This window comes from Streptomyces sp. NPDC043812, from assembly GCF_056436245.1.
Genome location: NZ_JBWKCY010000036.1, coordinates 35,413 through 60,226 on the forward strand (window position 1 = coordinate 35,413; position 24,814 = coordinate 60,226).

24 protein-coding genes and 5 pseudogenes are annotated in these 24,814 nt (G+C 69.0%); 12 read left to right on the plus strand and 17 right to left on the minus strand.

Annotated features, from left to right (window positions below; all coding sequences use genetic code 11):
• Positions 1 to 197: 197 nt before the first annotated feature.
• On the minus strand, positions 198 to 764 hold the full coding sequence (locus AC067Z_RS34785; RefSeq protein WP_478793635.1) for a PP2C family protein-serine/threonine phosphatase: 567 nt from the start codon (positions 762 to 764) through the stop codon (positions 198 to 200).
• Positions 686 to 1,423 (minus strand): GAF domain-containing protein, encoded by a 738-nt coding sequence (locus AC067Z_RS34790; RefSeq protein ID WP_478793636.1) that lies wholly within the window; start codon positions 1,421 to 1,423, stop codon positions 686 to 688. Before AC067Z_RS34790 ends, AC067Z_RS34785 begins: the two co-directional genes overlap by 79 nt.
• A 343-nt stretch (positions 1,424 to 1,766) precedes the next feature.
• Between AC067Z_RS34790 and AC067Z_RS34795 the strand changes: the two genes are divergently transcribed.
• Positions 1,767 to 1,955, plus strand: coding sequence for a DUF6381 family protein (locus AC067Z_RS34795; protein ID WP_478793637.1), 189 nt, complete (start codon positions 1,767 to 1,769; stop codon positions 1,953 to 1,955).
• 156 nt (positions 1,956 to 2,111) lie between these two features.
• Here the strand turns inward: AC067Z_RS34795 and AC067Z_RS34800 are convergent, their stop codons facing one another.
• The 4 genes from AC067Z_RS34800 to AC067Z_RS34815 form a co-directional block, all read right to left on the minus strand.
• Complete coding sequence (locus AC067Z_RS34800; RefSeq protein WP_478793638.1) at positions 2,112 to 3,395, minus strand: replication-relaxation family protein; 1,284 nt, start codon at positions 3,393 to 3,395, stop codon at positions 2,112 to 2,114.
• Positions 3,396 to 3,768: 373 nt separating this feature from the next.
• Positions 3,769 to 4,212, minus strand: coding sequence for a DUF2267 domain-containing protein (locus AC067Z_RS34805; RefSeq protein WP_478793639.1), 444 nt, complete (start codon positions 4,210 to 4,212; stop codon positions 3,769 to 3,771).
• A gap of 70 nt (positions 4,213 to 4,282) precedes the next feature.
• Positions 4,283 to 4,678: a DUF2267 domain-containing protein gene (locus AC067Z_RS34810; protein ID WP_478793657.1), complete on the minus strand. Its 396-nt coding sequence runs from the start codon at positions 4,676 to 4,678 to the stop codon at positions 4,283 to 4,285.
• A 99-nt stretch (positions 4,679 to 4,777) separates the two neighbouring features.
• Positions 4,778 to 5,209 (minus strand): Hsp20/alpha crystallin family protein, encoded by a 432-nt coding sequence (locus AC067Z_RS34815; protein ID WP_478793640.1) that lies wholly within the window; start codon positions 5,207 to 5,209, stop codon positions 4,778 to 4,780.
• Between the two features lie 127 nt (positions 5,210 to 5,336).
• Here AC067Z_RS34815 and AC067Z_RS34820 point away from each other — a divergent pair, with 127 nt between their 5' ends.
• Entirely contained in the window at positions 5,337 to 5,969 is a 633-nt protein-coding gene (locus AC067Z_RS34820; RefSeq protein ID WP_478793641.1) for a type III effector protein, read from the plus strand.
• Between the two features lie 412 nt (positions 5,970 to 6,381).
• Positions 6,382 to 7,400: pseudogene (locus AC067Z_RS34825) on the plus strand (IS481 family transposase).
• On the opposite strand, the gene AC067Z_RS34830 reads toward AC067Z_RS34825, so the two are convergent.
• From AC067Z_RS34830 to AC067Z_RS34840, 3 genes are all read right to left on the minus strand, one after another.
• Complete coding sequence (locus AC067Z_RS34830; protein ID WP_478793642.1) at positions 7,394 to 8,260, minus strand: ATP-dependent DNA ligase; 867 nt, start codon at positions 8,258 to 8,260, stop codon at positions 7,394 to 7,396. The pseudogene AC067Z_RS34825 and the gene AC067Z_RS34830 overlap by 7 nt on opposite strands.
• Positions 8,261 to 8,869: 609 nt before the next feature.
• The gene (locus AC067Z_RS34835; RefSeq protein ID WP_478793643.1) at positions 8,870 to 9,118 is read right to left on the minus strand and encodes a DUF5133 domain-containing protein; all 249 of its coding nucleotides are present in this window, start codon (positions 9,116 to 9,118) and stop codon (positions 8,870 to 8,872) included.
• A gap of 1,072 nt (positions 9,119 to 10,190) precedes the next feature.
• Positions 10,191 to 10,424 (minus strand): hypothetical protein, encoded by a 234-nt coding sequence (locus AC067Z_RS34840; protein ID WP_086737115.1) that lies wholly within the window; start codon positions 10,422 to 10,424, stop codon positions 10,191 to 10,193.
• A gap of 71 nt (positions 10,425 to 10,495) precedes the next feature.
• Between AC067Z_RS34840 and AC067Z_RS34845 the strand changes: the two are divergent.
• Positions 10,496 to 10,840: pseudogene (locus AC067Z_RS34845) on the plus strand (DUF6766 family protein); the annotation flags it as partial.
• A 176-nt stretch (positions 10,841 to 11,016) separates the two neighbouring features.
• Here AC067Z_RS34845 and AC067Z_RS34850 read toward each other — a convergent pair.
• The 6 genes and pseudogenes from AC067Z_RS34850 to AC067Z_RS34875 form a co-directional block, all read right to left on the minus strand.
• Positions 11,017 to 11,799, minus strand: coding sequence for an Fpg/Nei family DNA glycosylase (locus AC067Z_RS34850; RefSeq protein WP_478793644.1), 783 nt, complete (start codon positions 11,797 to 11,799; stop codon positions 11,017 to 11,019).
• A gap of 208 nt (positions 11,800 to 12,007) precedes the next feature.
• Positions 12,008 to 12,819: pseudogene (locus AC067Z_RS34855) on the minus strand (SDR family oxidoreductase).
• A 783-nt stretch (positions 12,820 to 13,602) separates the two neighbouring features.
• Positions 13,603 to 15,231 (minus strand): phytoene desaturase family protein, encoded by a 1,629-nt coding sequence (locus tag AC067Z_RS34860; protein WP_478793658.1) that lies wholly within the window; start codon positions 15,229 to 15,231, stop codon positions 13,603 to 13,605.
• 5 nt (positions 15,232 to 15,236) lie between these two features.
• Positions 15,237 to 15,692: an SRPBCC family protein gene (locus AC067Z_RS34865; protein WP_478793645.1), complete on the minus strand. Its 456-nt coding sequence runs from the start codon at positions 15,690 to 15,692 to the stop codon at positions 15,237 to 15,239.
• A 188-nt stretch (positions 15,693 to 15,880) separates the two neighbouring features.
• A complete protein-coding gene (locus AC067Z_RS34870; protein WP_478793659.1) occupies positions 15,881 to 16,771 on the minus strand; it encodes an SDR family oxidoreductase in 891 nt (296 codons plus the stop codon).
• 705 nt (positions 16,772 to 17,476) lie between these two features.
• On the minus strand, positions 17,477 to 17,851 hold the full coding sequence (locus AC067Z_RS34875) for an STAS domain-containing protein (protein ID WP_478793646.1): 375 nt from the start codon (positions 17,849 to 17,851) through the stop codon (positions 17,477 to 17,479).
• Positions 17,852 to 18,327: 476 nt separating this feature from the next.
• Between AC067Z_RS34875 and AC067Z_RS34880 the strand changes: the two genes are divergently transcribed.
• From AC067Z_RS34880 to AC067Z_RS34905, 6 genes are all read left to right on the plus strand, one after another.
• Complete coding sequence (locus AC067Z_RS34880) at positions 18,328 to 18,888, plus strand: hemerythrin domain-containing protein (RefSeq protein WP_478793647.1); 561 nt, start codon at positions 18,328 to 18,330, stop codon at positions 18,886 to 18,888.
• A gap of 161 nt (positions 18,889 to 19,049) precedes the next feature.
• Positions 19,050 to 19,571, plus strand: a complete 522-nt coding sequence (locus tag AC067Z_RS34885) for a hypothetical protein (protein WP_478793648.1) — start codon at positions 19,050 to 19,052, stop codon at positions 19,569 to 19,571.
• A gap of 364 nt (positions 19,572 to 19,935) precedes the next feature.
• Positions 19,936 to 20,352, plus strand: a complete 417-nt coding sequence (locus AC067Z_RS34890; protein ID WP_478793649.1) for a CBS domain-containing protein — start codon at positions 19,936 to 19,938, stop codon at positions 20,350 to 20,352.
• A gap of 147 nt (positions 20,353 to 20,499) precedes the next feature.
• On the plus strand, positions 20,500 to 21,042 hold the full coding sequence (locus AC067Z_RS34895; protein ID WP_478793650.1) for a cysteine hydrolase family protein: 543 nt from the start codon (positions 20,500 to 20,502) through the stop codon (positions 21,040 to 21,042).
• Positions 21,043 to 21,343: 301 nt separating this feature from the next.
• Entirely contained in the window at positions 21,344 to 21,529 is a 186-nt protein-coding gene (locus AC067Z_RS34900) for a hypothetical protein (protein ID WP_478793651.1), read from the plus strand.
• Positions 21,530 to 21,705: 176 nt separating this feature from the next.
• Positions 21,706 to 21,903, plus strand: a complete 198-nt coding sequence (locus tag AC067Z_RS34905) for a hypothetical protein (protein WP_478793652.1) — start codon at positions 21,706 to 21,708, stop codon at positions 21,901 to 21,903.
• A 646-nt stretch (positions 21,904 to 22,549) separates the two neighbouring features.
• Here the strand turns inward: AC067Z_RS34905 and AC067Z_RS34910 are convergent.
• Positions 22,550 to 22,798 carry a DUF5133 domain-containing protein gene (locus AC067Z_RS34910; protein WP_478793653.1) on the minus strand — a complete coding sequence of 83 codons (249 nt, stop codon included), beginning with the start codon at positions 22,796 to 22,798 and terminating at the stop codon, positions 22,550 to 22,552.
• 133 nt (positions 22,799 to 22,931) lie between these two features.
• On the opposite strand from AC067Z_RS34910, the pseudogene AC067Z_RS34915 reads away from it, so the two are divergent.
• Positions 22,932 to 23,183, plus strand: a pseudogene (locus AC067Z_RS34915) (VOC family protein); the annotation flags it as partial.
• Between the two features lie 187 nt (positions 23,184 to 23,370).
• Here the strand turns inward: AC067Z_RS34915 and ppk2 are convergent.
• Positions 23,371 to 24,363 carry a polyphosphate kinase 2 gene (gene ppk2 / locus AC067Z_RS34920; protein WP_478793654.1) on the minus strand — a complete coding sequence of 331 codons (993 nt, stop codon included), beginning with the start codon at positions 24,361 to 24,363 and terminating at the stop codon, positions 23,371 to 23,373.
• Positions 24,364 to 24,676: 313 nt separating this feature from the next.
• On the opposite strand from ppk2, the pseudogene AC067Z_RS34925 reads away from it, so the two are divergent.
• Positions 24,677 to 24,814: pseudogene (locus AC067Z_RS34925) on the plus strand (IS5/IS1182 family transposase); the annotation flags it as partial.

The following is a 24,814-nucleotide window of genomic DNA, read 5'->3' on the forward strand; positions in this document are numbered from 1 at the left end:
CCCCCTAACGGCATCGGCGGGGCGGCCCCGTGCCCTGCTGCCCACTGGCCAAAGGTCTCTCGCAGGATCAGGGCCGTCGGCAGAAGCTCACCGTGGTGAAGAGCGCGCGGGCACACCGGGTCATGCGGCGGGCTAGTGGACCGGGAAGTGGACGGTGAGGAGCGCGATGTCATCGGCGGCGTGGGTGATCAGGCCGGTCAGAAGCTAGTCGCTGAAGTCTTCCAGCGGTTGCGTGCCATGGCGGCGGCATGCTGGCGCAGCCGCGTCATGCCGCGAGCGACGGGCTCACCGCGGCGTTCGATCAGTCCGTCGGTGTAGAGGACGAGAGTGGAACCGGCGGGCAGCTCCAGACGGGCGCTGTCGCGGGGCAGTTCGGGCAGAGCGCCGAGGAGGGGTCCATGACCGTCCTCGAGGAACTGGGTGTCGCCGTCGTGCGTGACCAGGAGGGGCGGCAGGTGGCCTGCGTTGGAGTAGTGCAATTCCCACAGCATGTCGTCGCCGCCATGGAGGACCCCGTACAGACACGTGGCGGTGACATCGGGGGAGAGCTGGTGGTGAGCGGTATCGAGGCGGTTGAGGATGTGGCCGGGAGGTTCTTCACGGTCAGAGAGATCCCGGAGCATGTTGCGCAACTGGCTCATTGTGACTGCGGCACGCAGATCGTGGCCCGCCACATCGCCGATGATCACAGCTGTTTGACCGTGAGGGAGCGGAAAACTGTCGTACCAGTCCCCGCCCACCTGCGCGGTTGCCTGGGGGGACATAGCGGGCCGCGCGCTGCGGCGCGCCCCTGACCGGACAGGTTGGGCAGAAGTGAGCGCTGCAGACGTTCGCCGATGCGGGACGTCTCCCGGTACAGACGGGCGTTGTCGACGGCGAGAGCCAGCCGTCGGGCCAGTTCCTCGGCAAGAGGGCTGTCGGTTTCGGTGAGCGGCTCGTCGCTGCGGATGCGGCCGATCGTGAGGGCGCCGAGAACATCTGTTCTGGCACGCAGTGGGGCGACGATCGCGGTTTCGGCATCCAGCTGCCGAAACAGCTCAAGCTGACGGGAGCGCAGCGGATCGGCGAGGGCGGGAGGGAAGTCGCTGCGGTGCAGCAGCAGAGGCCCCGCACCGCGCGGCACCCGGGCCACAGGGCCGGTCGCGACATCCGGCGGCACGGGAAGCGGGCCCTCCAGCGCGCTGGTGGCCCATCTGCCAAGGTCGTGATGCGTGACGCAGACGCGTTCCAGACTTCCGTCAGGCTCCAGCAGATCGATGGCACACCAGTCACCGATGTGGAGGACCACCAGATGCGACACCCGCTGCAGTGCCTCCCTGATGTCGAGAGGGCCGGCCAGAGCCGCCCCGACATCCGCCAGCAAGGTCAGACGGTCCAACGCTTCCTGCAGCGCAGCGTCGATGTCATACCCGTCGTCATCCACGGCCCTCAGCCTCGAGCGACCCTCGCCGCAGCAGCCGACCACTCAGACACGCCAGCGCAGCCCTGCCGGACCCAGACCCTGCTCTCACCCCCTCGCATTACCTGCCGCAACAGAGCCTGGCCGGTGCGGACGGCACGGCCGCCATTGCATCAGTCAGTCGGGGCGGGCATTCACCGGAACAGCATCACGTCGTCGCTGCGACGAATGCGCCATGAGACAAGCCGCGGGCCGGATCGGAAGAGACCTGGCCTGCAGTGATGGCAGTGTGTAACCGTTCCGGATGCGCAAGCCCAGGGGCGTTGCTTCGCTGATACGGCCCGCTCCCCCACATCGAGGAGTAATCATGAGCGTTTCAGGTGACCCCGGCGGTAGTGCCAAGCAGATGCGTCAGAAGGCGCAGGAAATGCAGGAGGCCGCCGCGCGCACGGCCGACCCGGACGAGCGCCGACGCCTTCAGGACCAGGCCCGCCGGCTCCGCGAGCAGAGCAAGCACGCCGCCCAGGGCCGCGAGAACATCGACCCCCCTATCTAGCACCTCTCGCACCCGAACCCTCGTTTTCCGGAGCAGCAGCCACCACGGACGGGCCAAGCCCCGTGACTCGTCGGCGTACTGCCACGTTGTGCACCCGACGCGTGCACAATCCGTCCTTCACCGGAATGCGCGCCGGGGGCCCTGACCCCGCCCGGCTCAGGGCCCCCGCCTCCCACGCTGCCTGTCCTGAGCAGTCCGCAGGAGGGCTTGCCCAGGGTCTCCTGAGACTTGCCAGCGGTCGTCGGTGAACTTCGCCCCGCAGGAGGCGCAGACGGGACGGCGGGACTCAGGCTCGGCTGCCTTCTGCTCGGCCAGGCGCTGCTGTTCGGCCTGGTACGCAGCTGCCTTGACGGCCCCCTCCTCGCGGCGGCGTGCGTCGGCGGCGTCGCGGCGGGGGTTGCCGATCGCGTCCAGGAGGGGCTGGAAGCCATTGCGGCCGAAGCGGTGGAACGCCGGGCCGGCGGGTCCGTGCTCGCGCAGGAACTGCAGTCCGGTCGCGATGACCGGGATCTTCCCGTCGTAGAGGCGATGCCCATCGCGGTGCGGCTTCCCCGCCCACCGGTGGCGGGTGAGTTCTTGCAGCCGCGGAACGGTCCGGTTCGGATAACGGGCCCCGATGCGATGGAACACCAGCAGCACGGGCGAGTGCGGGGCGTCACCGTAATGACCATCGGGGGCCGTCCAGCGGGTCCGCCACATCGGCCGCTCCATGCCATCGGTGTCCTTCACCACGCGCTGAAAGAACCGGGCGTACCTCTCCAGCTTGGTGGCGATCTCCTCAGCACTCTCATGACAGTTGTCGACCTCCACGAACAACACAGGCACCCCGTCCTGCGGAGCGGTCAGCACCATGTCGGCCTGAGCACCACCCCGGCCGGGCGCGCTCCAGGTTCCGGTGGCGGGCAACGGGACCTCGGTCCCGTACGAGGCGATGGAGCCGAGACCGTCGGGAGCGTCGACGACAGTCTGGGCGGCCGCGGCCGCGTCAGCCTGCTCACCATCGAGCAGGGCCAGATTCGGCTTCGGGCGCAGCAGCGCGATCACCGTCTCGTTCACCGCCATCCAATGAGAGCCACCACTGGAGCCAGCGCCGCGCGCAGTGGAGCCCATCTCCGACACCGGGCGCCCCAGCTCGAACGAGGCGGCCTCCAGGCCCTTGACGGTCAGGTCCCGCAGCATCTCCCCCGCCCTGGTGCCGCCGCCGTTCTCGACCAGACCGTGCTTACGGAGATCGGCGAGTGCCCCGGCATGCGCAGCTGTGCGGGCCGTCTTCCGCTCCGACAGCGTCGGCTTCGTCGTGTGCCGGAAGGTCAGGTGCGGTGCGCCGATCCGCTGGATCTGATCGGCGGTCGCGACCTTCAACACACCCAGCACGCGCAGCACATTGCCGCGCAACTCGTTCGACGACCCCGCCGGATTCGTGATCCGTTTCCCCGCCACCAACCCCACCCCTCCACCTCGCGAACGGCCACCGGCCGGGCGGTACGTGCGCCGCCGCGCTCGCTGGGAGAGCGCGCCATCGGGGGGCGCAGCGTGGGCGAGCGCCGGCGGAGGATCTGCAAGCCGTTTGCCGCGTGGCCGCGTCTGGAGCGACCGGCGTCGTGGAGCAGGCGAAGCCAGCGATGGGCGTGGCGTAATGGGCCGTCCGGTATTACGCCGTAATGAAAGCCGACACGTCGCGGGGACCGCTGCGCCGACGGGGAGCTCAGCGCAGGCTGGTCAGCGATCACGCAGAAGGAGGATGCCGCGGGTGAACAGGGATGCCTGGATGGCGCGGAGGCGCGCGCCCGCCCCGAGAACACATGTCACCCGTCTACGCGGCCCGGGTGAGTTCGGCGCGGCCGAACAGCAGGGCGTAGCCGGTGGGGAGTTGGCCCAGGATGCGGGTGATGAGGTCTGGGCCGGCGTGGGCGGCGACGGCCGCGAAGACGGATCCGGTGTCCCAGCGGGTGGTGGCCAGGGAGGCGCCGGAGCGGGCGGCGAGGTCTTTGACGAAGGCCCATCCGGTCAGCGGCTGGGTGTCGGGGATCTGCGTGGTGAGGATGCGTGCGGCCTCCAGGGGCAGGTGAGCGGCCAGGTCGACGCGTTCGTCGCCGGTCAGCTGGCGTCCCAGCCCCGCAAGGACCAGGCGGACGGCTTCCTCGGCCTTCGCGCGGGTGGGGTAGGCGCCTTCGTAGCGGACCTTCTCCAGCATCTGCTGGTACGCCGTCCCGCACGGCTGCGGGTGCTCAAGCGGTATGCGCACGTCGGAGATCACTGCAGAGCATGCCTTTCATGGAGCCGGGATGGGTTGGGTGATGCCAGGGGTGCGGCACCACGAGTCACGGTCAGGTGGGCTGGGGGCGGCCGAAGAGGAGGTCGTAGCCGACGGGGAGCTGGAGCAGGATCTGCCCCAGCAGGTCATCGCCGGCTGCGTCGGCGACCGTGGACAGCACGGCGCTGACGTCCCAGGTCGCGGTCTGCTCGGTGGCGCCCTCGATCCAGGCGGCGGTCGCCCGGACGAACCGCTCCGTGGGTAGAGGTTCGGCGCTCTGGAGAGGGTTGAGCAGGATCAGGGCGAAGCCCTCCGGCAGGCGCGCCGCGAGCTGGGCGCGGACTTCGCCGACCAGGTGCGCGCCGAGCAGAGCGAGCACCACGCGGGCCGCGCGCTCGGCTTCCTCCGCAGTGCCGTATTCGCCGCGTTCCTTCACGTGGTCGAGGAACGCTTCGCGTCGCAGGGTCATCTCGGCCGTCACCCCTTCTTCTTCGGACTGCCCACGGGGGTGCGGAGGGCGGGGTGAGGGGAGATCAGGTGCCCGTCCTCCGCACCGGTCCGGCTGGTGTCAGCCGGAGATCTCCTTACGGCCGGAGCCGACACCGATGGAGATCTTGCGGGGCTTGGCGCGCTCGGCGATCGGGATGCGCAGGGTGAGCACGCCCGCGTCGTAGTCGGCCTGGATGTGCTCGGTGTCGAGGGTGTCGGCGAGCACGATCTGGCGGGAGAAGACGCCCAGCGGCCGCTCGGACAGTTCCATCTGCACGTCGTCGGCCTTCGTCACCGGCCGGCGCTCGGCCTTGACGGTGAGCATGTTCCGCTCGACGTCGATGTCGATCGCGTCCGCGGTGACACCGGGAAGGTCGAGGGCCACCACGTACTCGTCGCCCTCGCGGTAGGCGTCCATCGGCATCGCCGACGGCCTCGACCAGGTACCCGGGCCCATCAACTGCTGCGTCAGCCGGTCCAGCTCACGGAAGGGGTCAGTGCGCATCAACATCGTGAAAACACCTCCAGCAGGTTCAGGCAGTTGCTGCCAATGCGCTCACTGACACCGTTGTAACATGTCATCCAATGGATGACAAACATGATGTCGTCTAGGTGATGACAATCCGAGGGAGGTATCCGTGACCGCAGCCGACCAGCCGTCCACGACCAGCACGAACGCCCAAAGCCCGGCGTCGTTCCTCGCCGCCGCGGCGGCCCTGAACGCGATAGACGACGCCCTGTGTGACGCCCAGCGGGACTCTCCGGACATGTCCGACGGCCTCGGTCCCGGGCCGGAGCAAGCGCTGGCCTCCCTGATGCTGCTGCGGCAGGTGCGCGAGCAGCTCGCCGGATGGGAGACCGGCCTGATCGAAACCGCCCGCGACGCAGGCGCCAGCTGGGCCGACCTCGCACATCCCCTCGGCGTCGCCAGCCGCCAGGCAGCCGAACGCCGCTATCTGCGCGGCCGCCCCGGCCCCGCCGGGACCACCGGCGAGCAGCGCGTGACGGCCACCCGCCAGGCCCGGGCCGCCGAACGCACCACCGCGGCCTGGGCCCGCGCCAACGCCGCCGACCTGCGCCGCATCGTGGGCCAGATCACCGCCCTCACCGACCTGCCCGCCGCCGCCCGTCGCCCGCTCAACAAGCTCCACGCGGCCCTCGCCCACGACGACCCCGCCGACCTCATCGCCCCCCTGACCGCCACCCGCCCCTACCTGGCCGCCGCCCACCCCGACCTCGCCGCCCGGCTCGACACCCTCACACCCCCCTGAACCCACCCGTTGCCCCAAGGCATGCGTTCAGATCTGGGGCAGGGGTTGGGTGGTGCACAGGCCGGTCGGCCTGATCGGCCCTCCCCGACGGCCGCGCATGACGCGGAAGGGAGACCAGCCCTCGTTCGCTCCACCGTGGCGGCGCCGCCGTCGAGCGGGCCGCCCTCGATACCGATCGTGGACATCGTCACAGCCCTGCCAACGCCCCTACGCACCCCCCGGTCACCGATGCACCGGGGGAGGCACTTCGCGCAGGGGCGCGGCAAGGGTCGCAGCGCAGTGGTCGCCTTGTGCTCGCTAATGCGTTGTCCACGAACGTTCGCCGGGGGCACGTGGGTTGGTGCTTGCGGTTCCGGGTCTGCCAGGCTCGCTCTCGATGGCCGGATGATCGCTGTTGAGGGTGTGGTCGTGGATGACAGAGCCAGTCAGGGCAAGGCGGTTGAGTGACCACGAGGGCCAGAAGCTGCAGCAGATCGTCCGGCGGGGCAGACACGAGTCGGTGCGAGTCCGACGGGCTTTGATCATCATGGCGTCGGCGTCGGGCACTCCGGTGACGGCGATCGCCCGGTTGGTCGCCGCGCACGAGGACACCGTCCGTGATGTGATCCACGCGTTCAACGAGAGGGGCCTGACCGCACTGGACCCTCGGTGGGCGGGAGGCCGTCCCCGCCTGCTCGGCCTGGTGCCCTCGACCGTTCACCGCGTCCTGACCCGCTACCGGCTGGCCCGCCTGGCACATCTGGACCGGGCAACCGGCCACGTCATACGCCGTTACGAACGCGAGCGTCCCGGCGAACTCGTCCACGTCGACATCAAGAAGCTCGGCAACATCCCCGACGGCGGCGGCCACAAGGCCCTGGGCCGCCAAGCAGGCCGCACAACCCGGTCCGGCGCCGGCTACAGCTACATCCACACCGCCGTCGACGACCACTCCCGCCTCGCCTACAGCGAGATCCTGACCGACGAGAGGAAGGAAACCGCGACCGGCTTCTGGCAGCGGGCCCACGCCTACTTCACCGGCGCGGGCATCACCGTCGAACGCGTCCTGACGGACAACGGCAGCTGCTACCGCTCCCGCACCTGGCGCGATGCCCTGGCAGCGGACGAACCCGGCCCTACCGGCCCCAGACCAACGGCAAGGTCGAACGGCTGAACCGCACCCTGCTCGACGAATGGGCCTACGCCCGCCCCTACCGCTCAGAGCAGGAACGACGCGACGCGTTCCCGGGCTGGCTGCACTCCCACAATCACCACCGCGGACACACCGCGCTCGCAGGCAAACCACCCGCCAGCCGCGTCCCCAACCTCACAGGGCACTACACCCAGGGCGGCAATGCCGGCCGGAGCACTGGCGGTTGTTTGTTTCAGACGGGCGGCTGCCGCAGCGAGGACACGGACGCACAACGCCGCAGGCCGGCTGTCCTTCAGTGAATACGCACGACCGTGACGACAGTGTCCTTGATCGTGTCGCAGGCGACGTCAGCAGTGAGCCGCCCCGATGTGGTGGTGTATGCCTGGCCGTCGGTGGTGTGGGCGGAGGATTCCGTGCGGGTGAGGCGCATGGCGGCCGCGGCGGACATCGCCACGGGCAATGGCTGGGTCAGGGCGGTACGACCATTGGGCAGGCGTAGCGCCAACTGCCGCGGGCGGGAACGGGGGCCGGTGAAACCGGCTACCTCTGCGGTCACGGTCGCGGCATGCCGCGCCCACAACCAGACGTGGCCCGCGGTGCTGTACGCAGATGTGCTGTGTTTCGCCACAATCCCTGTGATGCCCTGCGCCTGCAGCGAGCTGTACCACGTCCTCGCCACATCGATGTCGTCCGTCGCGGGGACCATCTGGATCGCCGCCGCAACCTGATGGTCGGCGAGTAGTTGAAGGAGCATGCGGCGCCGCTCGGTATACCGCCTCAGCCGCAGATCACCCTCGGCGGGATGGGACAGCAGATCCCACACCGCATACGAGGCCGGCGCTACGCCTGCCAGCTCAAAAGCCTGCTCCGCAGAGCTGTCGAGGCGGATCCTCACCGCGCCACGGTCCAGCTGGCCCCGGGACCAGATGACCGCCTCACCGTCCAGCACCGCACCCCTGGGCAGGGCCGTTCCCGCCACAGCCAGGTCCGTCCACCACGGTGTGACGATCAGCCCCGAAACGGCCTGCAACAGCACCCCGATACGGGTCCGGAACATCAACAAGCGCTGACCGTCGAACTTCGCCTCGTACCACCAGCCCGGTCCCACCGGCAGCCGCGGCACCGACCGGACGTGAGCGACAGCAACGGGCGGCTTCACAAACCCAGGCTCACACCAATACCAGGCACAGGCCACCGGCAGCGGCCTGCGCAGCCAGCACTGCAGGAACCGCCCGAGTCGTAGGAAGCCGAAAGGGCGAGCGGTCGATGTGGTCCGCGTACGCCGGTGTTCGCAGGGTCAGTGCCGCTGATGGATCCATGCGACGCGACGAAGTTGTGATGGCCTGACATGGCGGGCTGGCAGGCTTCCGGCGAGTGTGCAAGGAGGAAAGCGTAGTGCGCGGTGCAAGCGGAGAGTGATGCTGTTGATCTGCTGTCCAGGGTGCGGGCCACGTTTACTCATGCAGGGCTCGATTGCTTGGCGGTGGGAGATGCAGGACTGGAGGTCCGCGCCCTGGATGCGGACCGAGTGGTCGTGCGCTGAATCCGGGAGGCATCTGATGACCCCGTGATGCAGGTCCATGGCGACGAGGCCGAGGCGCGCCGACTGGCGGAGGTGCGGGAAGCTGGCCGGGCGCTCGTGATGGGTCTGAACTCGATTCTGACTCAGGCTGGACAGGTGACGGTGGCGACGGATCCGCAGTCGGGAACTGCTGGTCACGTCCGCCTGACTCGTGACGCCAGCACCGCCCCGCCCCGCTGGCGTCGGTCACAGTGGCCGGCAACCGTCACCGACCGCATACGCTGGCCCATGCTCTGCCCGCCGTGCGACGTATCGTTGCGCAGCTTGGGCTGCGGACCGGCCGGTGCACTCACCCATCAACACACACAAGGTGTAGGCGGTGCTTTCAAAGGTGCTCCGGGCGTTGTGGTCGCACGGGTCGGCCATCACCAGGAGTTCCTGTTCCTGGTAGCGGGCGAGGACTTGTGCGACGGCGTTCTCGTCCGGTAGCAACATCACGACCTCCCCGGCAGTGTCGGCCGCGTGGGAATGCGGCGGTAGTCCTCAGCCCTGCCATGCGTGGTCTTGAGGATGACGCCGGGCTTCATTGTCGCGTTCCCAGGCATGGGCCGCCACCGGCAAAGGCAGGGGGCCTATCAGCCCGTAGGGCCCCCGCCACTCATGCGGCTTCCCGCCGGATGGAACGGCTGATCCGGTCTCCGGCCGCACGGCGGCGGGGCGCGCTGCTCCGAGGCATCCGTGACGGCACCCCCGGGCCGCTCATGCGGCAGCCAGGCATACCCCTTCGCCAGCACTGCGATCGCATGGGGGACCGCTACCCGGCCTCAGCCGTTTGCCGAGCAGTTTGTTGCGTTATGTTCTGGGCACCTGTGGTGAAGCACCGGCGTTCGTCCTCCCAGGTCAGGCCCGGTCGACCACAGGGCAGACGCCGTACACGGCGTCCTGGAAGCGAGGCTCCGCGCCGGGGTATCGCAGCGCGAGGTGGTGGCAATGGCACGTCCGGTATGGAGCGGAGTACTGACGTTCGGGCTGGTGACGGTGCCGGTGCAGATGTTCACCGCGACCGACAGCCACACGCGAGCGACATCGCGACGAACACACGTGGCCTCGACCTCGCCGACCGCTCCCGCACGCATGCCCGGTGTCTGACGGATACCGCCACCGACTACAACCTGGACCTCGGCCACGTGCCCCACGCAATGAACTGCACTGAGCGAGCAGGAGTTGCCCGACGGGGGCACTGTCCAGCGCGTGGAGGTCTACGGCCGTCAGGCGATGGTCACGCTTCAGGGCGACACGCTGTTCCTGTCGCAATTCCCGGCCGGCTGGCGGTCGTCGCCGCCGGCTGCGTACCGGAATCGGACAAGCCCTATCAGTGCACCGTCAAGGGGGCGTGAGCGCGGTGAGGATTCTGTTCACCCTCTGCCTGGCAGAGGTCCTCGGCGGCCTTGCCTACTTCATCGCGCTGGGACTCCTGCACCGATGAATAGGGCAAGGACAGGACGTATGCGCTGCTTCGTACGGGACAACTCACTGACCCTTGCCTTCGGCGTGGCCCTCCGCTCGGTCAGTCCTCCGGCCGAAGTCGCTGACGAGCAGCCTCAAGCCGCTGGTCATAGTCAGGCGCGAACAGCTCAGGAAGCGTCTTGTCCAGCGTTCCGGCGATCCGATGAATCGGCGCCCAGACCGCCGGATCGTCGACAACGCGGCTGAGGTCCGTCATCTGGAGCTTCTCCAGCCAGTGCGACAGCACCAGTGCCTCGTCACTCGTGAGCTTGATCGTGACCTGGCTATCACTCATGCACACCCCTACGGCTCGGCCCGCCCTTCGACCGCACGAACCTACTGGCCTTGGACCTTGACCAAACACATAGGGGCACCCCCCGCTGGGCCGGCACACAGGACTGGCGACAGACAGTCTTCTCCCGGTCGCTCGGACTGGTCATCGCAAGCTTCTTCTTCCTGTCCTGGCTCGCCCAGTCGATCGCCGGCGTGGCCGCTCACGACGAACAACGCCTCCGACAACTGCAGGCCCCCATCAGCTGGGGCGAGTACCTGATCTCGGCCGACTTCTGGAGCCGATCGCTCCAGAACTGGCAGTCCGAACTCCTCGCCGTCGCCTCAATGGCCATCCTCTCCGCCTACCTTCGACAGCGCGGCTCACCCGAATCCAAACCCGTCGGCGCCGCCCACACCTCGACGGGCATCGAAGGCTGATAGCCGCTCACCATGCGGCGGCGGATCGAAGGCCCAGCAGGCTTCACGACCGTCCGAGCGGTGGTGCCCGCCGACGTGCCCTTCGTTCCCCCGACGGGATTCCGGCACGGCCATCAGTAAACGAGCTTCTGCTTCTGCTTCTGCTTCTGCTTCTGCTTCTGCGGAGCATTCCTCGATCACTCCTGGCAGTCCGGGCACCAGACGGAACGACGTCCGGAAATACGGCGCGACAGCAGCCGCCCGCCACAACGAGGGCACACCGGTTCGTCCTCGTCCCGGTGGCCGGTGAGCCACTTCCGACGCGGCGGCACGCACGCGGCCCGCACGGACGACGTGAGAACACGGCGCATCGCCGTGTAGATCCCACGAGCCTCCGCATCGCTAAGCCTCCGCGCCGGGCGCCCTGGCAACACCCGCGCCCGCCATAGGATCTCGTCGCTGAGAAGGTTCCCGAGGCCCGCGACCACGGACTGATCCATCAGCACGCCCTTGACGGCTCCCCGACGCCCGGTCAGCCGCGCCAAGAACTCCTCCCGCTCCACGGAGAGGGCATCGGGGCCCAGGTCGGCCAAGATGCGCTCGACTGCGGCGTCGCTGTCGGCCAACCGAATTCCTTGAAGCTTGCGCTGGTCCCGATAGCGGACCTGACGCTCGCCGCTGAGCGTCAGGGCAACCCGGTCATGCAGCTCGAACGGGTCGTCCGGAGATACGCACAGCAGCTTGCCGGTCATGCCGAAATGCCACACGAGAGTGAGCCCCCCGCCGGTCGGGCTGAGAAGCCACTTGCCGTGGCGTCGCGGCTCTCCGAGGCGACGCCCCTCCAATTCCCTACGCAGCCGCTGCGGGGTGACGCCACGCAGAACTCCGGAATCGCGTATCTCGACCTTCGCGATACGCCGACCCCGGGCACACTCACGCATCGTCCTGCGGAAGCCCTCGACATCCGGCAGTTCCGGCATGCGTTCCTCCCAGGGGCGACGCCTGGGCAAGGCAGGCATGGCATGCAGCGTCGCAGCAGCAACCGCCCGCCTTCCCTGCTGGACACCACCCGCCCTCGCCGCTGCCGCGGTGGAACGGCTGATGATGGACGAAGCACCGGGTTCCCCGTCCCTCACCCACGAACCTCCCCGCGCGAGCGACCCGCCAGGCCGACAACAATCCCGGTCGTCACGGACGTCGCCATTCGTCCTCGTGAAGGTGGGAACCCGCCATCGGCCCCATGCGCAGCATCCCGCCGTCGACCGACCACGACGCTGCGGTGACGTAGGCGGCATCCGGGCCAGCAAGAAACGCTATGACGGCGGCGACCTCTCGGGCATCTCCCGGGCGCCGCAGCGGAATCCCCGGGCGCTCCGCCTGCCGGACGTCCTCGTCCTCCTGACCGGTCATGGGCGTCGCGATCTCGCCGGGAGCCACCGCGTTCACCGTGATGCCATGCTCGGCGAGTTCGAGCGCCATGACCTGGGTCAGCATGCCCAGGCCACCCTTTGCCGCGCAGTAGGGGGCGGCCCCGACCCGCGGTTGATGTTCATGGACGGAGGTGACGTTCACTATCCGGCCGCCCTCGCCCTGGTCGATCATCCAGTGCGCAGCCCGCTGGCTGCAGAGGAAGGGGCCGAGGAGGTCGACGTCGACGACCTGGCGAAAGATCTCGAGGTCAAGGTCCAGGAACGGTGTCGCGGTTCCGGTGCCGGCGTTATTGACGAGCACGTCGAGTCGGCCCAGCTCTGCGGCCAACCGATCCACCACCTCGGCTGCCTCGGGAAGTTCCGTCAGGTCCATGCGTGCCACGACGGCACGCCGCCCGTGCGCCCGAACTTCCGTTGCCGTGTCCTGCGCCCCTTCTCGTCCGTGTGGAACGTGATGCCGAGGTCCATCCCCTGGTCCGCGAGTCGGACTGCTGTCGCCCGCCCGATGCCGGAGTCCGCGCCGGTGACGACCGCAACGGGCGAATCAGGGGGCGTTGTTCCATGCGACATGGCTCCTCCTGCTCTTCGAGTGAACGAATCGCGCTGCGCATCGCCGTACTGCTTTCGTGAGCCGGGTTCCCTGGCGCACTGTGTCGACACCCTCGTCCACGCCTTGCCAGGGAGTGGCGCGTCGCAGGGCCGGCCATCCCGAATGGCCAGGCCAGGAGCGGGCAGTCTTTTCTCAGCGGCACGCACACAGTCCGCCGCCGGAGATCGTGGGCGGGGGTGAATGTCGCCGCCGTTCTCAAGGTGCACCACATGTGTCCCCCGGGAAGCCTGTGCGGTGGCCTCTGCCGTTGCGTCCGTTGATGTTCCTGTTACGCCTGCCCGGGACGGCGCCTTTCAGTACCGCCCCTTCCGTACCGCTCCCGGCGCGCTCAGGGAGCGGAAACCCGGATGGTGAAATCCGGCATCTCGGGTGCTCGGCGCTGCATGGACGACAGCAGTCCTTGGTCCTTGTCATGGTGCGTCCAGCGGCATCGGCTTCGAGATCGCGGGACAGCTCGGTGAACGCGGCTTCGACGTGGTGGTGAACGCCCAGGACGACAGCCGCCTGGAGCATGCCGGGGAGCAGATCCCGGGCGACCGGCGCACAGGTGAGGGCGGTGCGGGCGGATCTGTGCCGCCAGGAGGAGGTGGAGCGCGAGGACCAGATACGGAGGCCGGGCAATCCGCGGCGGCGGGTGGCAGAGCGGGGCAGGCGGGGGCCGGTGGCCACCCAGCCGCTGCCACGACCCCGGCCCGGATGCAAGGGGCCACGCGCCCGCGCCCAGCACCCCCGGGGGGCGCTGCTCAGTCCCGCGTCCGCCGTCCCGCGCGGTCCCGTCGTGCCAGTGCGCGCTGTGCGCCGCTGAGGAGCGTGCGGGCCGGGCCTGCGCGCAGCGCCGCTCGTGCTGCGTTCGCGCCCGGCGCGCCGTGAACGCCGCCGCCCGGGTGGGCGCTCGCCGAGGCCAGGTAGAGGCCGGTGACTGGCGTGTCCGGGCGGCCGGTGCCCGGGATGGGGCGGAAGACCAGCTGCTGGTGGATGGCGGTCGTGCCGCCGTTCAGCGCCCCGCCGTGCAGGTTCGAGTTCTCGGCCTGGAGCGTCGGCGGCGCGAGGATGCGACGGGCCCTGACCGTTTCACGGAAGCCGGGTGCGAAGCGCTCGACCATGCGTTCCATCCGGTCGGCCATCGCCTCCTGCTGCCCCTCGTCCCACTCGCCGGTCAGCCCGCCGTCCCCCGCGTCGCCCTTGATGCGGTGCGGGACGTGCGTATACGCCCAGGCCGACTCGGTACCGGCCGGGGAACGCGTGGCGTCCGTCGTGGTCATCTGGCCGAACAGCAGGAACGGCTCGTCCGGGACGTGCCCCGTGGCGAGCTGCGCCGCGAACCGGGTCAGCCCGTCGACGCCGTCCGCGATGTGCACCGTACCGGCGCCGGACGCCGCCTCGGCCGTCCACGGCACGGGCCGGTCAAGAGCCCAGTCCACCTTGAAGGTGGCGAAGTCCCACTGGAAGCGGCGCATGTCCCGCAGGACCTGGTCCGGCAGATGCTCCTCGCCCACCAGTCCGCCGTACAGGTCGGGCGCCACTACGTCCGCGAGGACCGCCCGGGCGGCGGGCACGCTCTCGCCGCCGGCCGTCCGTATGCCCACCGCCCGGCCGCCTCGCACGACGACCTCCACGACCCGCTCGCCGCACCGGACGGTGCCGCCCAGCCGTTCCAGGCGGCGCACCAGCGCGGTGGTCAGGCGGCCCGCGCCGCCCGTCGGCGCCGGGAAGCCGTAGCGCTGGCCGAGCATCGACATCAGCCAGCCGAAACCGCCGCTGCCGGCCGCCTCCGGAGCGAGGTCGGCGTGCAGCGCGTTGCCTGCGAGCAGCAGCCTGCCGCCCTCACCGTCGAACTCTTCCTCGCCGAGGCGCCGGACTGGCAGCAACATCGACCGCGCCAGCCGGAGTCCGCCCGCGCCGCGCAGCCGGGCCGCCAGCCCCAGCCCGGCCCGTACCGGCGGGAACGGTGTGAAGAGAGCGCCCAGCAGGTCGGCGCCGACCCGGTCCCACACGTCGCAAAGGTCTTGCCACGCCCGTCCGTCGCCGGGAGCGAAGGAATCCAGGCCAGCCGCCGTGTCCGCCGTACGCCGCTCCAGCACGGCGCAGCTCCCGTCGGCCAAGGGGTGGGCCAGCACGCGAGGCGCGTGGCTCCACCGCAGTCCCTCACGCTCCAGCCCGAGCGCGTTGATCACCGAAGAGGCGGCCGCCAGTGGGTAGAACGAGCTGCACACGTCGCTGATGTACTCAGGATGCACACCGTTGTCACTGCGGACCGCGCCGCCGGGCGTGGTCCCGGCCTCCAGGACCTCAACGTCCCAACCGGCGTCGGCCAGCACATTGGCGGCGACGAGCCCGTTGGGGCCGGCGCCGATCACCACCACGTCGGGCATGGCGCTCACGACCGTCCGGCGGGCGCCGGGGTGGAGCGCTGCACGGTGTCGGCGAGGCGGCTGAGCATCCGCCGGTGGCGCAGCATGAGCAGCGCGTCGAGCGCAGTGTTGTGGAGCGGGGCACCGGAGCCGCGCAGCGGGTGCTCGTCGAGCCCGCCGCCGGTGTCCTCGCCCCAGGGGCTCACGTCGAGGGCTTTTCTCACGGTGCCCAGCCGTCCGCTCTCGGCCTCGAGTTCGAGGGCGCGGGGCGGATCGCGGCGGCGCACCACGGTCCGCCCGCTGCCCGGCCAGGGGCCCAGCGACACGGTGTACCGCAGCGCGGCGCCGGTCTCGGGCCAGTCACCACCGTCGCCGTGCGTGTCGGAGGTGCCGACGACCGAGTCCGAGTGGCGGATCGGGTCGCTCAGCGCCGCCCACACCGCATTCGGGGACCGCTCGATCAGCCGGTGGTGCACGGCCATGGGCGCTCCTGAGGTGTGCCGGGCGGATTCCTGCTGCCGAGTGAACGATCCTCCCCGCCCTGTCCATGGATGGTGTGCTGAGACGCTGTGGAATTCCCGGCCTCGATTGCGCCGTCTGTAATCGGGGCGCGACGGCTGGCTCGTCCGGAACCGCATGGACTCTCCTCGGTGGGAGCCGAGACCTGACGTCACGGGAGCGGCGTACCGCCGGTTGCGTTCACGATCTCGCCGGTGATGTAACTCGCGGTCTGCGACGCCAGGAACACGAAGGCCGGCGCCATCTCCGCAGGCTGGGCTGGGCGGCCGAGCGGGGACTGCTTGCCGAACTCGACGGTGTCCGGCATGGTGGCCGGAATCAGCGGCGTCCACACCGGGCCGGGCGCGACGGCGTTCACCCTGATGCCCTGCTTGGCCACCATCTGCGCCAGCCCCTGTGTGAACGTGACGATCGCGCCCTTGGTCATGGCGTAGTCGAGCAAGTGCGGACTCGGCTTGTACGCCTGCACCGACGTGGTGTTGACGATGCTTGCGCCCTTGCGCATGTGCGGCAGCGCCATCTTGGACAGCCAGAACATGCCATGGAGGTTCGTCCGCACCACCCGGTCGAACTGCTCGGTCGTGATCGCGCCGATCCCATCCGGCTGGGACATCTGGTACGCGGCGTTGTTCACCAGGACGTCGATCCGGCCGAACCGGCGCACGACGGTGTCGATCAGATCCCGGCAGCGGTCCTCCTCGCGGATGTCGCACTCCACGGCTACCGCCTTGCGCCCGGCGCCCTCCACAAGTCCCATCGTGCGGTCCGCCTCCTCGCGCTCCTCGGGCAGGTGCGTGAACACCACGTCCGCTCCCTCGCGGGCGAAGGCCAGCGCGACGGCCCTGCCGATGCCCGAGTCGCCGCCGGTCACGACGGTCACGCGGTCCAGCAGCAGTCCGTGCCCCCGATAGCTCTCCTCGCCGTGGTCCGGGGGCGGGTCCATCGGACCGGTCCAGCCCGGGTGGGGCTGGTCCTGCGAGGCGAAGTCCGGCTGCGGATGCCGGGTGACGGGATCCTCCTGCTCGTGCTGGGCGTCCACGATGTGCTCCTCCTGGGTCGGACCCGACAGACAGGTGCCGTGGATCGTCTACCCGACTTGACCCGATGCATACTGATACGGCCGCTGCCGCTGGAGGCCCTCCGCACGCGTCCCGCGGCGAGCGCAGCGATCTACGACCCCCGCTGGCCAGGACGACGCGCGCGTCCAAGGGGCCCTCCACGACGCGGTCTCGGCCAGACCGAATGCCATGTCCGGCGCCAGCGACGGCTCGTTTCCGAGTAGTCCGCCGATGACGCCCCCGGGCTCCCGCTCGCTCACCGCGTCGGCCTTCACGTACTCGGCGTGGAAGTGCTCAGCCGCCGCTCCCGGCCCCGTCCGCGCATCGCCTCGGCCAGCCGGCGCGAGCCGGGGGAAGAACTCACTGGCCTCCGGAACGGCGGGCGGCTGAGACGAGGCCCAACCATGGTCGTCTCGACCGCCCAGCCGTTCCGGATCCGTCTGCTCTGGTGGCATCCAGACATTCAACGGCCCCACAGCCAGGGGTCACCACCCCGAATGAGGCACTACTTCTCACAGCACATTCTCAAGGCCACCTCGAGCAGTGAGCTGGGCGCGTCCGCTCTTGAGTGTGCGGACGGCTCTCTTCACGCGACGGCAGCACATGCGGGGTGGTCAACGAACGAGCCGCCCGCCCGGCCCGCCAAGACACCCACCTCTTCGTACGGCTATCGCGTACAAAGGATCACCTCATGCCGTTCGGTCCGGCCTGGGTGTGTGGAGGGCCTCGCAGGCCTGCTCCCATGTCGAGTGGATCGGGATCATCTGCTCGCCGCCGGTGAGTGCGAGGAGGCTGCTGACCTGTTCTGGAGGGGAGAGCAGGGCAAAGCTGCCGCCTCCGTCCAGGACTGCGCGCCGATACAGCCGAAGCAGTGCGTTGAAGCCGGAAGAGTCGCAGAAGCCCACCTGGCTCAGGTCGAGGACGAGGGCTTCGCCTTCCTTGATGGCGTCCATGCCCTGACGGTGGAGGGCCGATGCGGATTGCACGTCGAGCTCGCCTTTGACGGCCAGCACGACACACCCGGGGCTGTGCTCGATGACTTCGATGTCGAGGGAACTGTTCACGCGAGGTCCTCCCGCCCGACTGCTCGCCACTGGTGCCGGAGGCGTCCCGGGAAACTGCCGGTCGGCACCTCGTCTGCCTCACTCACCATGTTTTACGCCTCTGGAAACCGAACGCAAGTCCTATCCGCGTGCTGGTAAGGAAGGCACGGCAGCGCGGGCGTCGGGAGCACTGCGCGGGGGCGCGTGGCCGCCTGCCCGGTGAGGGCCCCGGGCAGGCGGCCGGCTCCCCCGGGCGGTCGGTCGGCGATCACTTATGGATCTTGGCGCAGGCAAGGTGGCCGGGGGTCGTGGGCGAACTCTCGGTGCAGGGCTTCGAGCCATTGGAGAAAGCGCCAGGGCCACTGAGACGGGGGAAGACCGCTGCCGCCGACAGGGTGGCTTGACCGGGATGTCGTAGGGGGCGGTGGGCGGAGGGGAACGCATCAGCCGTGGCCGGGGCAGTCCCCGGTCGTCGGACGAGTGAGAGGAACAGACGCATGGGGCACGGCCGAGATGTGATCGAGGAGCTCATGGCCGACCATCGTGAGGTCGAGCAGCTCCTCTCCCAGATCGAGGCGCTACCGACCGGTGACAGTCGACTGCGTGACCTGGTGGACGAGGTCACGATCGAGCTGGTGCGGCATTCGGTAGCGGAGGAGCAGTACCTCTATCCGGCCGTCCGTGAGAACGTCGCCAATGGCGCTGAGCTCGCAGACAAGGAGATCGGTGAACACGCCGAGGCCGAGAAGCTCATGAAGAAGCTCGAACAGATGAGGGTCGACGACGCACAGTTCCACTCGACCCTGCAGAAGCTGATGGAGGACGTCAACGCCCACGTCCGCGATGAAGAGGGACAGCTTTTCCCCCAGTTGCGCCAGGCGTGCACGACCGAAGCGCTGGATGACCTGGGCGACAAGATCCGCCGCGCCAAGACCATGGCGCCCACGAGGCCGCATCCCTCCGCCCCAGACACCCCGCCCGCCAACAAGCTGCTGGCCCCGGGAGCGGGCCTGGTGGACCGCGTGCGTGACTTCGTCACCGGCCGCGGCACGTCCTGACCCGGGGCACCGCTCAGGGCGATAGCTGCTCCCGGCGCCTGTGACGCAGCTCCTTGTCAATGCCCAACAAGGGCCACGTACGCTGACGCGTCTCGCGCGACAGCGCGGCCGGCACCCACGACCCACGGGCACCGGCCGCGCAACTGAAGGACGGTTCTCACATGCCCAGTGATCTCACGCCAGTCACCGCCGCCGCCACGCGCTGGCTGCTGACCGCCTTCCCGGCACCAGCCGGCGCCCTGAATCACGCTCTGGCCGAAGCCCAGGCACACCAGGCGGCCGCTATCGCCGCCTCGCTTCGCTACCCCACGACCTTCGATGTTGAGTTGCTGGCCATACTCGGCCCCACGGGCTCCGACCGACTGGACGCACTCACCGGGGCAGCCCAGCAGCACAGGGACGAGACGGAACACTCCTGGCGCACCTGGGTCGACGAAACCGTCGTCAGCTGGGCAGCCAACCTGCTCGCCGACCCCCACCTCGCCACCGCGGCGCAAGCCGCGCTGTCCACTACCGAGCACGGCACCGGCACCGTCGGAGACGCACGTCGGCTGACCTTCCCCGGCCCCCGCGACCATGATGCGGCGCCCCTGCTGCGCCACCCCGACTTGCTCAACCCGATTGCCGGCCTTCATCGCGCTGCCCTGGTCCAGCTCGTTGAGGCCGAAACTGCCGGGACCTGACGCGAGCCGAACGCGGCAACATGGATGCTGTCTCCGCACCGACGGTAGCGGCTCATATCCGTTGCGATCACCAGGCGTGGCAGTCGCCGTGCACAGCACTTCCGGGGCCGCACTCCGGCGTCGCCGCCTGGGCTCACCCGACAGGGCAAGCCGGATCACCACCGCGGGAACGGCATCCCCGCGGCCATGCCGTGCGACAGTCGCCTCCACCCGTGGCCCCCCAGGACCGCGCAGCCGGTTACGAACCCTGACAATCTGCCGTGTTACCACCCCGCAGCCGTGGGAACACGTCCTGCGTCACCCCCTGCACCGCCCGCGGCCAGGCCACGCGGCGGCACGATCCGCAGAAAGCAGGACCGCCACCATGACGACGGCACGAGAGATCATGACCCCGGAAACGGAGTGCATCGGAGCCGAGGAAACCGTTCTCGATGCGGCACACAAAATGAAGGACCTCAAAGTCGGCGCGCTGCCAATCTGCGGCACCGACAACAAACTCAAGGGCATGCTGACCGACCGCGACATCGTGGTGAAGGTCCTCGGCGCGGGCAAGGACCCCGCCTCGGTCAAGGCTGGCGAGCTGGCGCAGGGCGAAGCGGTCACCATCGGCGCCGACGACGACGCCGACGAGATCCTGCACACCATGACCCAGCACAAGGTGCGCCGACTGCCCGTCATCGACGGACACACCCTGGTCGGCATGGTCGCCCAGGCCGACGTCGCCCGCACCCTGCCGGACCCAAAGGTAGGCGACCTGCTCGAAGCCCTGTCCACGGACTGACCGACGCCCCGTGCCCCGGGCCTCACCTGCCTCGGGCACCGTAGGAGCCTCGGTAAGCAGCGTCCGTGGCTATGGGCTCGCGGCGCGCCAGCAGCCGAGATCCTGTCGTCGAACCTGCAAACAGAGAACGCCAGCCAACATGAGGACATGAGCCACAGGAACAGCGCCCTCATCGTGATCGACATGATCAATACGTACGATCATGCCGATGCGGATCTGCTGCTCCCTTCGGTCGAAAAGGCAATACCGCCGATCGTGCAGCTGATCCACCGCGCCCGGCAGCACGAAGTCCCCGTCATCTACGTCAACGACAACTTCGGCGAATGGCGCTCACACCACGGCGAGATCCTCGAGACGGCGCTCGCTGGGCCCCGTGCCGAACTGGTCGAGCCGCTTCGCCCCGATGACAAGTCCCTGTTTGTCGTCAAGGCACGACACTCGATCTTCTACGAGACACCCCTGGCCTACCTGCTGAACCAACTCGAGGTGCAACACGTCATCCTGTGCGGGCAGGTCACCGAGCAATGCATCATGTACTCCGCGCTCGACGCCCACATCCGGCACCTGCAAGTAACCGTCCCGGAAGATACCGTCGCGCACATCCATGACGACCTGGCCAAAGCAGCACTGAAGATGATGCACACCAATATGGACGCCGACATCGTGGACAGCAGCTCAGTCCAGTTCTGAGCCCGCAGCACGAGGCCAAGCCCACCCGTGCCCCCGCTCACCGGCGAAGGCACGAACCATCCTGGGGCGTCATGTGGTGGGCATGTGGCCCGGGGCATGGCTGGCGCGGAAAGGTCTGCTGGGTGTAGAGGATGCCTGAACCCGACGCTTCCGCAGCCCCTGTCGCGCCACAGGCCCTGAGCAGGCAACGCCGTGGCCGCGCCTGGGTCGTCAGCCTCGGCGGAGACCTCAACTAACGCACACTCCCCCCGTCAGAGACACGTTCGACGGAATCCTGAACAAAGCCGGCCAGCCCCTGATCGTGGATGGCACGGCGGTCCAGTCCGCCGACAGCAACGTCATCGACCTGCTTCTGACACTGCAGAAGCATGCGACGCTGGTGGTCGCTGCACCGTCCCGGCCCCTCCAGGAGCTCCTCGCCGCAGCCCCCAGCCCTGTGGTCTCGGCCCTATCCCTGGGCGAAGCACTGGACCTCGTGGGCACCTGACTGCAGCGCGCGCAGGAGCTCAGTCCTCGCCCAGAACGATCGTGATCTCCCCCGTGCCGTTCCCCTGCTCCGGTACAGCGGGGATGTCCTTCGCCAGGAGCGCCGGCTCGCAGGAGCGGACCGGGTCACCGCCCACATGCTGACTGAATATCAGGGCCGCTGTCTCTTATTGACCCGTGCACGATCCCACCCCTTCTTCCGTCATCGAAACCCTGGCCGGCGCCCGCTCGGCACCGGATCCCTCCTTGCTCGCCTCAGCAGTCGTGGATGAGGCGGTCCGCAGGCAGGCGTCCGACGGACATCGCGATGGCCGCCGCCTGATCAATCACCGCATGGGCGACCAACGCCTGCTGCAGTTGTCTCACTTCCTCTGAGGCATCGGCTTCGGGCCGCTGGGAAGCGGTTCGTGTCGGTCCCAATACGGTTGGCGGGCCACCCACCGCGCTATCCGCCTATTGGCGCTGTGTCAGCGTCGGAAGAGCGCTGCCCAGCGCGGGGTGTCGCAGCAGCGCAGGGCACGCGGGAGGCACTGCCGAAACAGGGATCAGTCGGCAGCGAGCAGAGAGTCGGGCTGGAGACGGGCGCCGAGCAGGGGTGGCGGGCAGAGATGAGAGCGGTACGACGTCGCGGGCGCCGGTAGGCACGCACAGCGTGGAGGCGACGTCAACCCGGTGAAGTTCTCTCCGTCGGACGTCTCGATGCGCGACGGTCCCTTCGGCTCAACGGGGCAATAGCCTAAGACCTGGCCTGCCGTACGAGGCACGCGGCCCCGGGAGGGAGCCAGGGCCCGGGGCCGCAGTGGCAATCCCGAGGTCACCTCAGGGCCTGCCGCCTGTGTCATCCTCCACTCAACCAGCCGTCAGCACGGGTGTCAGCCACCATACGGGCGACATCGCATCGCCGTGCCGACCGGGCCGTCACAAGTGGGGGCTACCTCGCGCCTCACGTGGCGGCTGGCACCAAGCCTCGTCGCCACCAGACTGTCAAAGACCGGCCTGGCCGACGACTGCTCATGGTCTTTCAAGAGTGCTCTCTGCTGGGTCGAGCGGAGAGCACGGAGTCGTCTTCGGGTCGGGCGCCGGGCAGTTGGTGGCGGGCTGCGATCCGGGCGGCGTCGATGTCCCGCGTCCCGGTGGCAACGCACAGCGTGTAAGCGAGGTCGTCCATCCGCTCCCGCACCTCCAGACTGCCGTTCTCGGCGTGCAGGATGCGCAAGGTGTCGTACTGCTCCATCAGGTTCTGCAGCACTGCGGGGTGAGCCATCAACATCAACTGTCTCCTTCCGCCCCAGAAGCGCTCATGCGCTGTGTGCTGGCCCACTTACCCCGAAGGCCACCCCTCATGCCCGACCGCGGGCGCACCAGCAGCGAGACGCCCGGGATCGGGCTCTTCGAGCGGTGGTGTGTCCGTCGGTGGACAGGGCCTGCAGGAGGTCGCCTGCGGAGGAACGGGCCGTCGTCGCGCGGATCTCCGCAGGGGTGTCGAGGCAGCGCCGAGCCCGCATGTCCGTCCCCGCTGGCATGTGCACTTCCTCGTCCCGGACGTTCATGGCTTCCTCCAGGTTGCCGCCAACCTCGGGGGCACCCCACCTCGCCCAGTGAAGCTCCCCCGCACCGACACCTGGGGCACGCTGCGAGACCCGGACGGCGACCTCTTCACCGTCGTGGAACGCCCTCCGCCTAGACTCCGCCGCGCAACCGGTTCAGCACGCTGGCCGCCAACATCATCGGCCAGCAGATTCCCCTGCCCGGCAGCGTGTGCCAAGGCGCGCTGCGCACTCAGCCACGGCCGGCACGGTCTTCGCGCCTACAGCCCTCCGGTTCTGTGGAGCGACTGGCCTGTTACGGGTGCTGTCTCGGGGCGTCTGGCGGCGGGCCGGGGTGCTGGCCTGGTCCGGAAGGGGGCCCGGCGAAGGGCGTGGGGGACAGGTCGGCGACTTCTTCGCCGGGTTCCAGGAGGGTGTCGGCGCTGCCCACGATAAGAGGGTCAGGCTGCCCGACCACGTTTCCCTCTTTCCGGTCGTAGGGGATCTGCCAGAGCAGGCTGCGGATGGCTTCTAGGCGGGCGCGTCGTTTGTCGTTGCTCTTGACGACTGTCCAGGGGGCGTGCGTGGTGTCTGTGGCGCGGAACATGGCGACTTTGGCGCGGGTGTAGGCATCCCACAGGTCCACGGAGGCCAGGTCGGTGGGTGAGAGCTTCCACTGGCGTACGGGGTCGACCTGCCGGATCGCGAAGCGGGTGCGCTGCTCGGCGCGGGATACGGAGAACCAGAACTTGACCAGGAGGATGCCGTCCTCGACGAGCATCGCCTCGAAGGCCGGGCACTGGCGGAGGAAGAGCTCGTACTGCTCGTCGGAGCAGAAGCCCATCACTTTCTCGACACCGGCCCGGTTGTACCAGGAGCGGTCGAAGAAGACGATCTCCCCCGGGGACGGTAGATGGGCGGTGTAGCGCTGGAAGTACCACTGCCCGGCCTCCCGGTCGGTGGGCTTGTCCAGGGCCACGATGCGCGCGCCGCGGGGATTGAGTCGTTCGGTGAAACGCTGGATCGTGCCGCCCTTGCCCGCGGCGTCCCTGCCCTCGCAGATCACCACGACCCTGGAACCGGTCGCCCTGACCCAGCTCTGCATCTTGAGCAGTTCGATCTGCAGGATCCGTTTGGTCCGCTCGTACTCCCCCCGCCGAATCTTGCGGTCGTAGGGGTAGTTCTCCCGCCAGGTGCGGATCGGAGCACCGTCCCCATCGAGCAGCACGGGCTGCTCCGGGCGGCTCACATCCACGCTCAGTCCCGTAAGCAGGTCCTCGGCGTCTTCTTTCGCCTGCTCGTCGTCCATGTCCGGTATCTACCCACTCAGAGGACAACCTCGCCTATACCCATAGTCGCCCCACGTAGCGCCCGGGGAGGAGGACCTGCGTGTGACGGCCGTAGGGTTGGCGGGACGCGTCAGCCGTCGCCAGGCCGCGACCGACGTGGTGGATCGCGTGACGGCCCGCTGAGACTTGGGCACCTCGCGGAGACCTGTTGTGTGGTGTTGGACCGTTGCAGCCTGCATGCGGTGACTACTCGAAGGCGACGGGCATGAGGCGCGGCCGGCAGGCAGGCACTTAGACGTCATCTCATTTGGCTATCTCGGTGGAGTGTTGTTCATGGTGGGAATCGTTGAGCGGTTGGTGCCGGACGAGTTGTGGGGGTTGTTCCAGCGGGTGGTGCCGGAGGCGCCGTCGCGGCCGCAGGGTGGTGGCCGGCGTCGGCACGGCGACCGGGAGGTGCTGGCCGCGATCGTG

What these genes read in the sequence shown, in the direction of transcription:
- AC067Z_RS34785 (WP_478793635.1), bottom strand. Translation starts at nt 764, where the DNA reads ATGTCCCCCCAGGCAACCGCGCAGGTGGGCGGGGACTGGTACGACAGT.
- AC067Z_RS34795 (WP_478793637.1), top strand. Translation starts at nt 1,767, where the DNA reads ATGAGCGTTTCAGGTGACCCCGGCGGTAGTGCCAAGCAGATGCGTCAG.
- AC067Z_RS34810 (WP_478793657.1), bottom strand. Translation starts at nt 4,678, where the DNA reads ATGACCCTGCGACGCGAAGCGTTCCTCGACCACGTGAAGGAACGCGGC.
- AC067Z_RS34815 (WP_478793640.1), bottom strand. Translation starts at nt 5,209, where the DNA reads ATGTTGATGCGCACTGACCCCTTCCGTGAGCTGGACCGGCTGACGCAG.
- AC067Z_RS34835 (WP_478793643.1), bottom strand. Translation starts at nt 9,118, where the DNA reads ATGTTGCTACCGGACGAGAACGCCGTCGCACAAGTCCTCGCCCGCTAC.
- AC067Z_RS34840 (WP_086737115.1), bottom strand. Translation starts at nt 10,424, where the DNA reads ATGAGTGATAGCCAGGTCACGATCAAGCTCACGAGTGACGAGGCACTG.
- AC067Z_RS34850 (WP_478793644.1), bottom strand. Translation starts at nt 11,799, where the DNA reads ATGCCGGAACTGCCGGATGTCGAGGGCTTCCGCAGGACGATGCGTGAG.
- AC067Z_RS34860 (WP_478793658.1), bottom strand. Translation starts at nt 15,231, where the DNA reads ATGCCCGACGTGGTGGTGATCGGCGCCGGCCCCAACGGGCTCGTCGCC.
- AC067Z_RS34865 (WP_478793645.1), bottom strand. Translation starts at nt 15,692, where the DNA reads ATGGCCGTGCACCACCGGCTGATCGAGCGGTCCCCGAATGCGGTGTGG.
- AC067Z_RS34880 (WP_478793647.1), top strand. Translation starts at nt 18,328, where the DNA reads ATGGGGCACGGCCGAGATGTGATCGAGGAGCTCATGGCCGACCATCGT.
- AC067Z_RS34885 (WP_478793648.1), top strand. Translation starts at nt 19,050, where the DNA reads ATGCCCAGTGATCTCACGCCAGTCACCGCCGCCGCCACGCGCTGGCTG.
- AC067Z_RS34890 (WP_478793649.1), top strand. Translation starts at nt 19,936, where the DNA reads ATGACGACGGCACGAGAGATCATGACCCCGGAAACGGAGTGCATCGGA.
- AC067Z_RS34895 (WP_478793650.1), top strand. Translation starts at nt 20,500, where the DNA reads ATGAGCCACAGGAACAGCGCCCTCATCGTGATCGACATGATCAATACG.
- AC067Z_RS34910 (WP_478793653.1), bottom strand. Translation starts at nt 22,798, where the DNA reads ATGTTGATGGCTCACCCCGCAGTGCTGCAGAACCTGATGGAGCAGTAC.
- ppk2 (WP_478793654.1), bottom strand. Translation starts at nt 24,363, where the DNA reads ATGGACGACGAGCAGGCGAAAGAAGACGCCGAGGACCTGCTTACGGGA.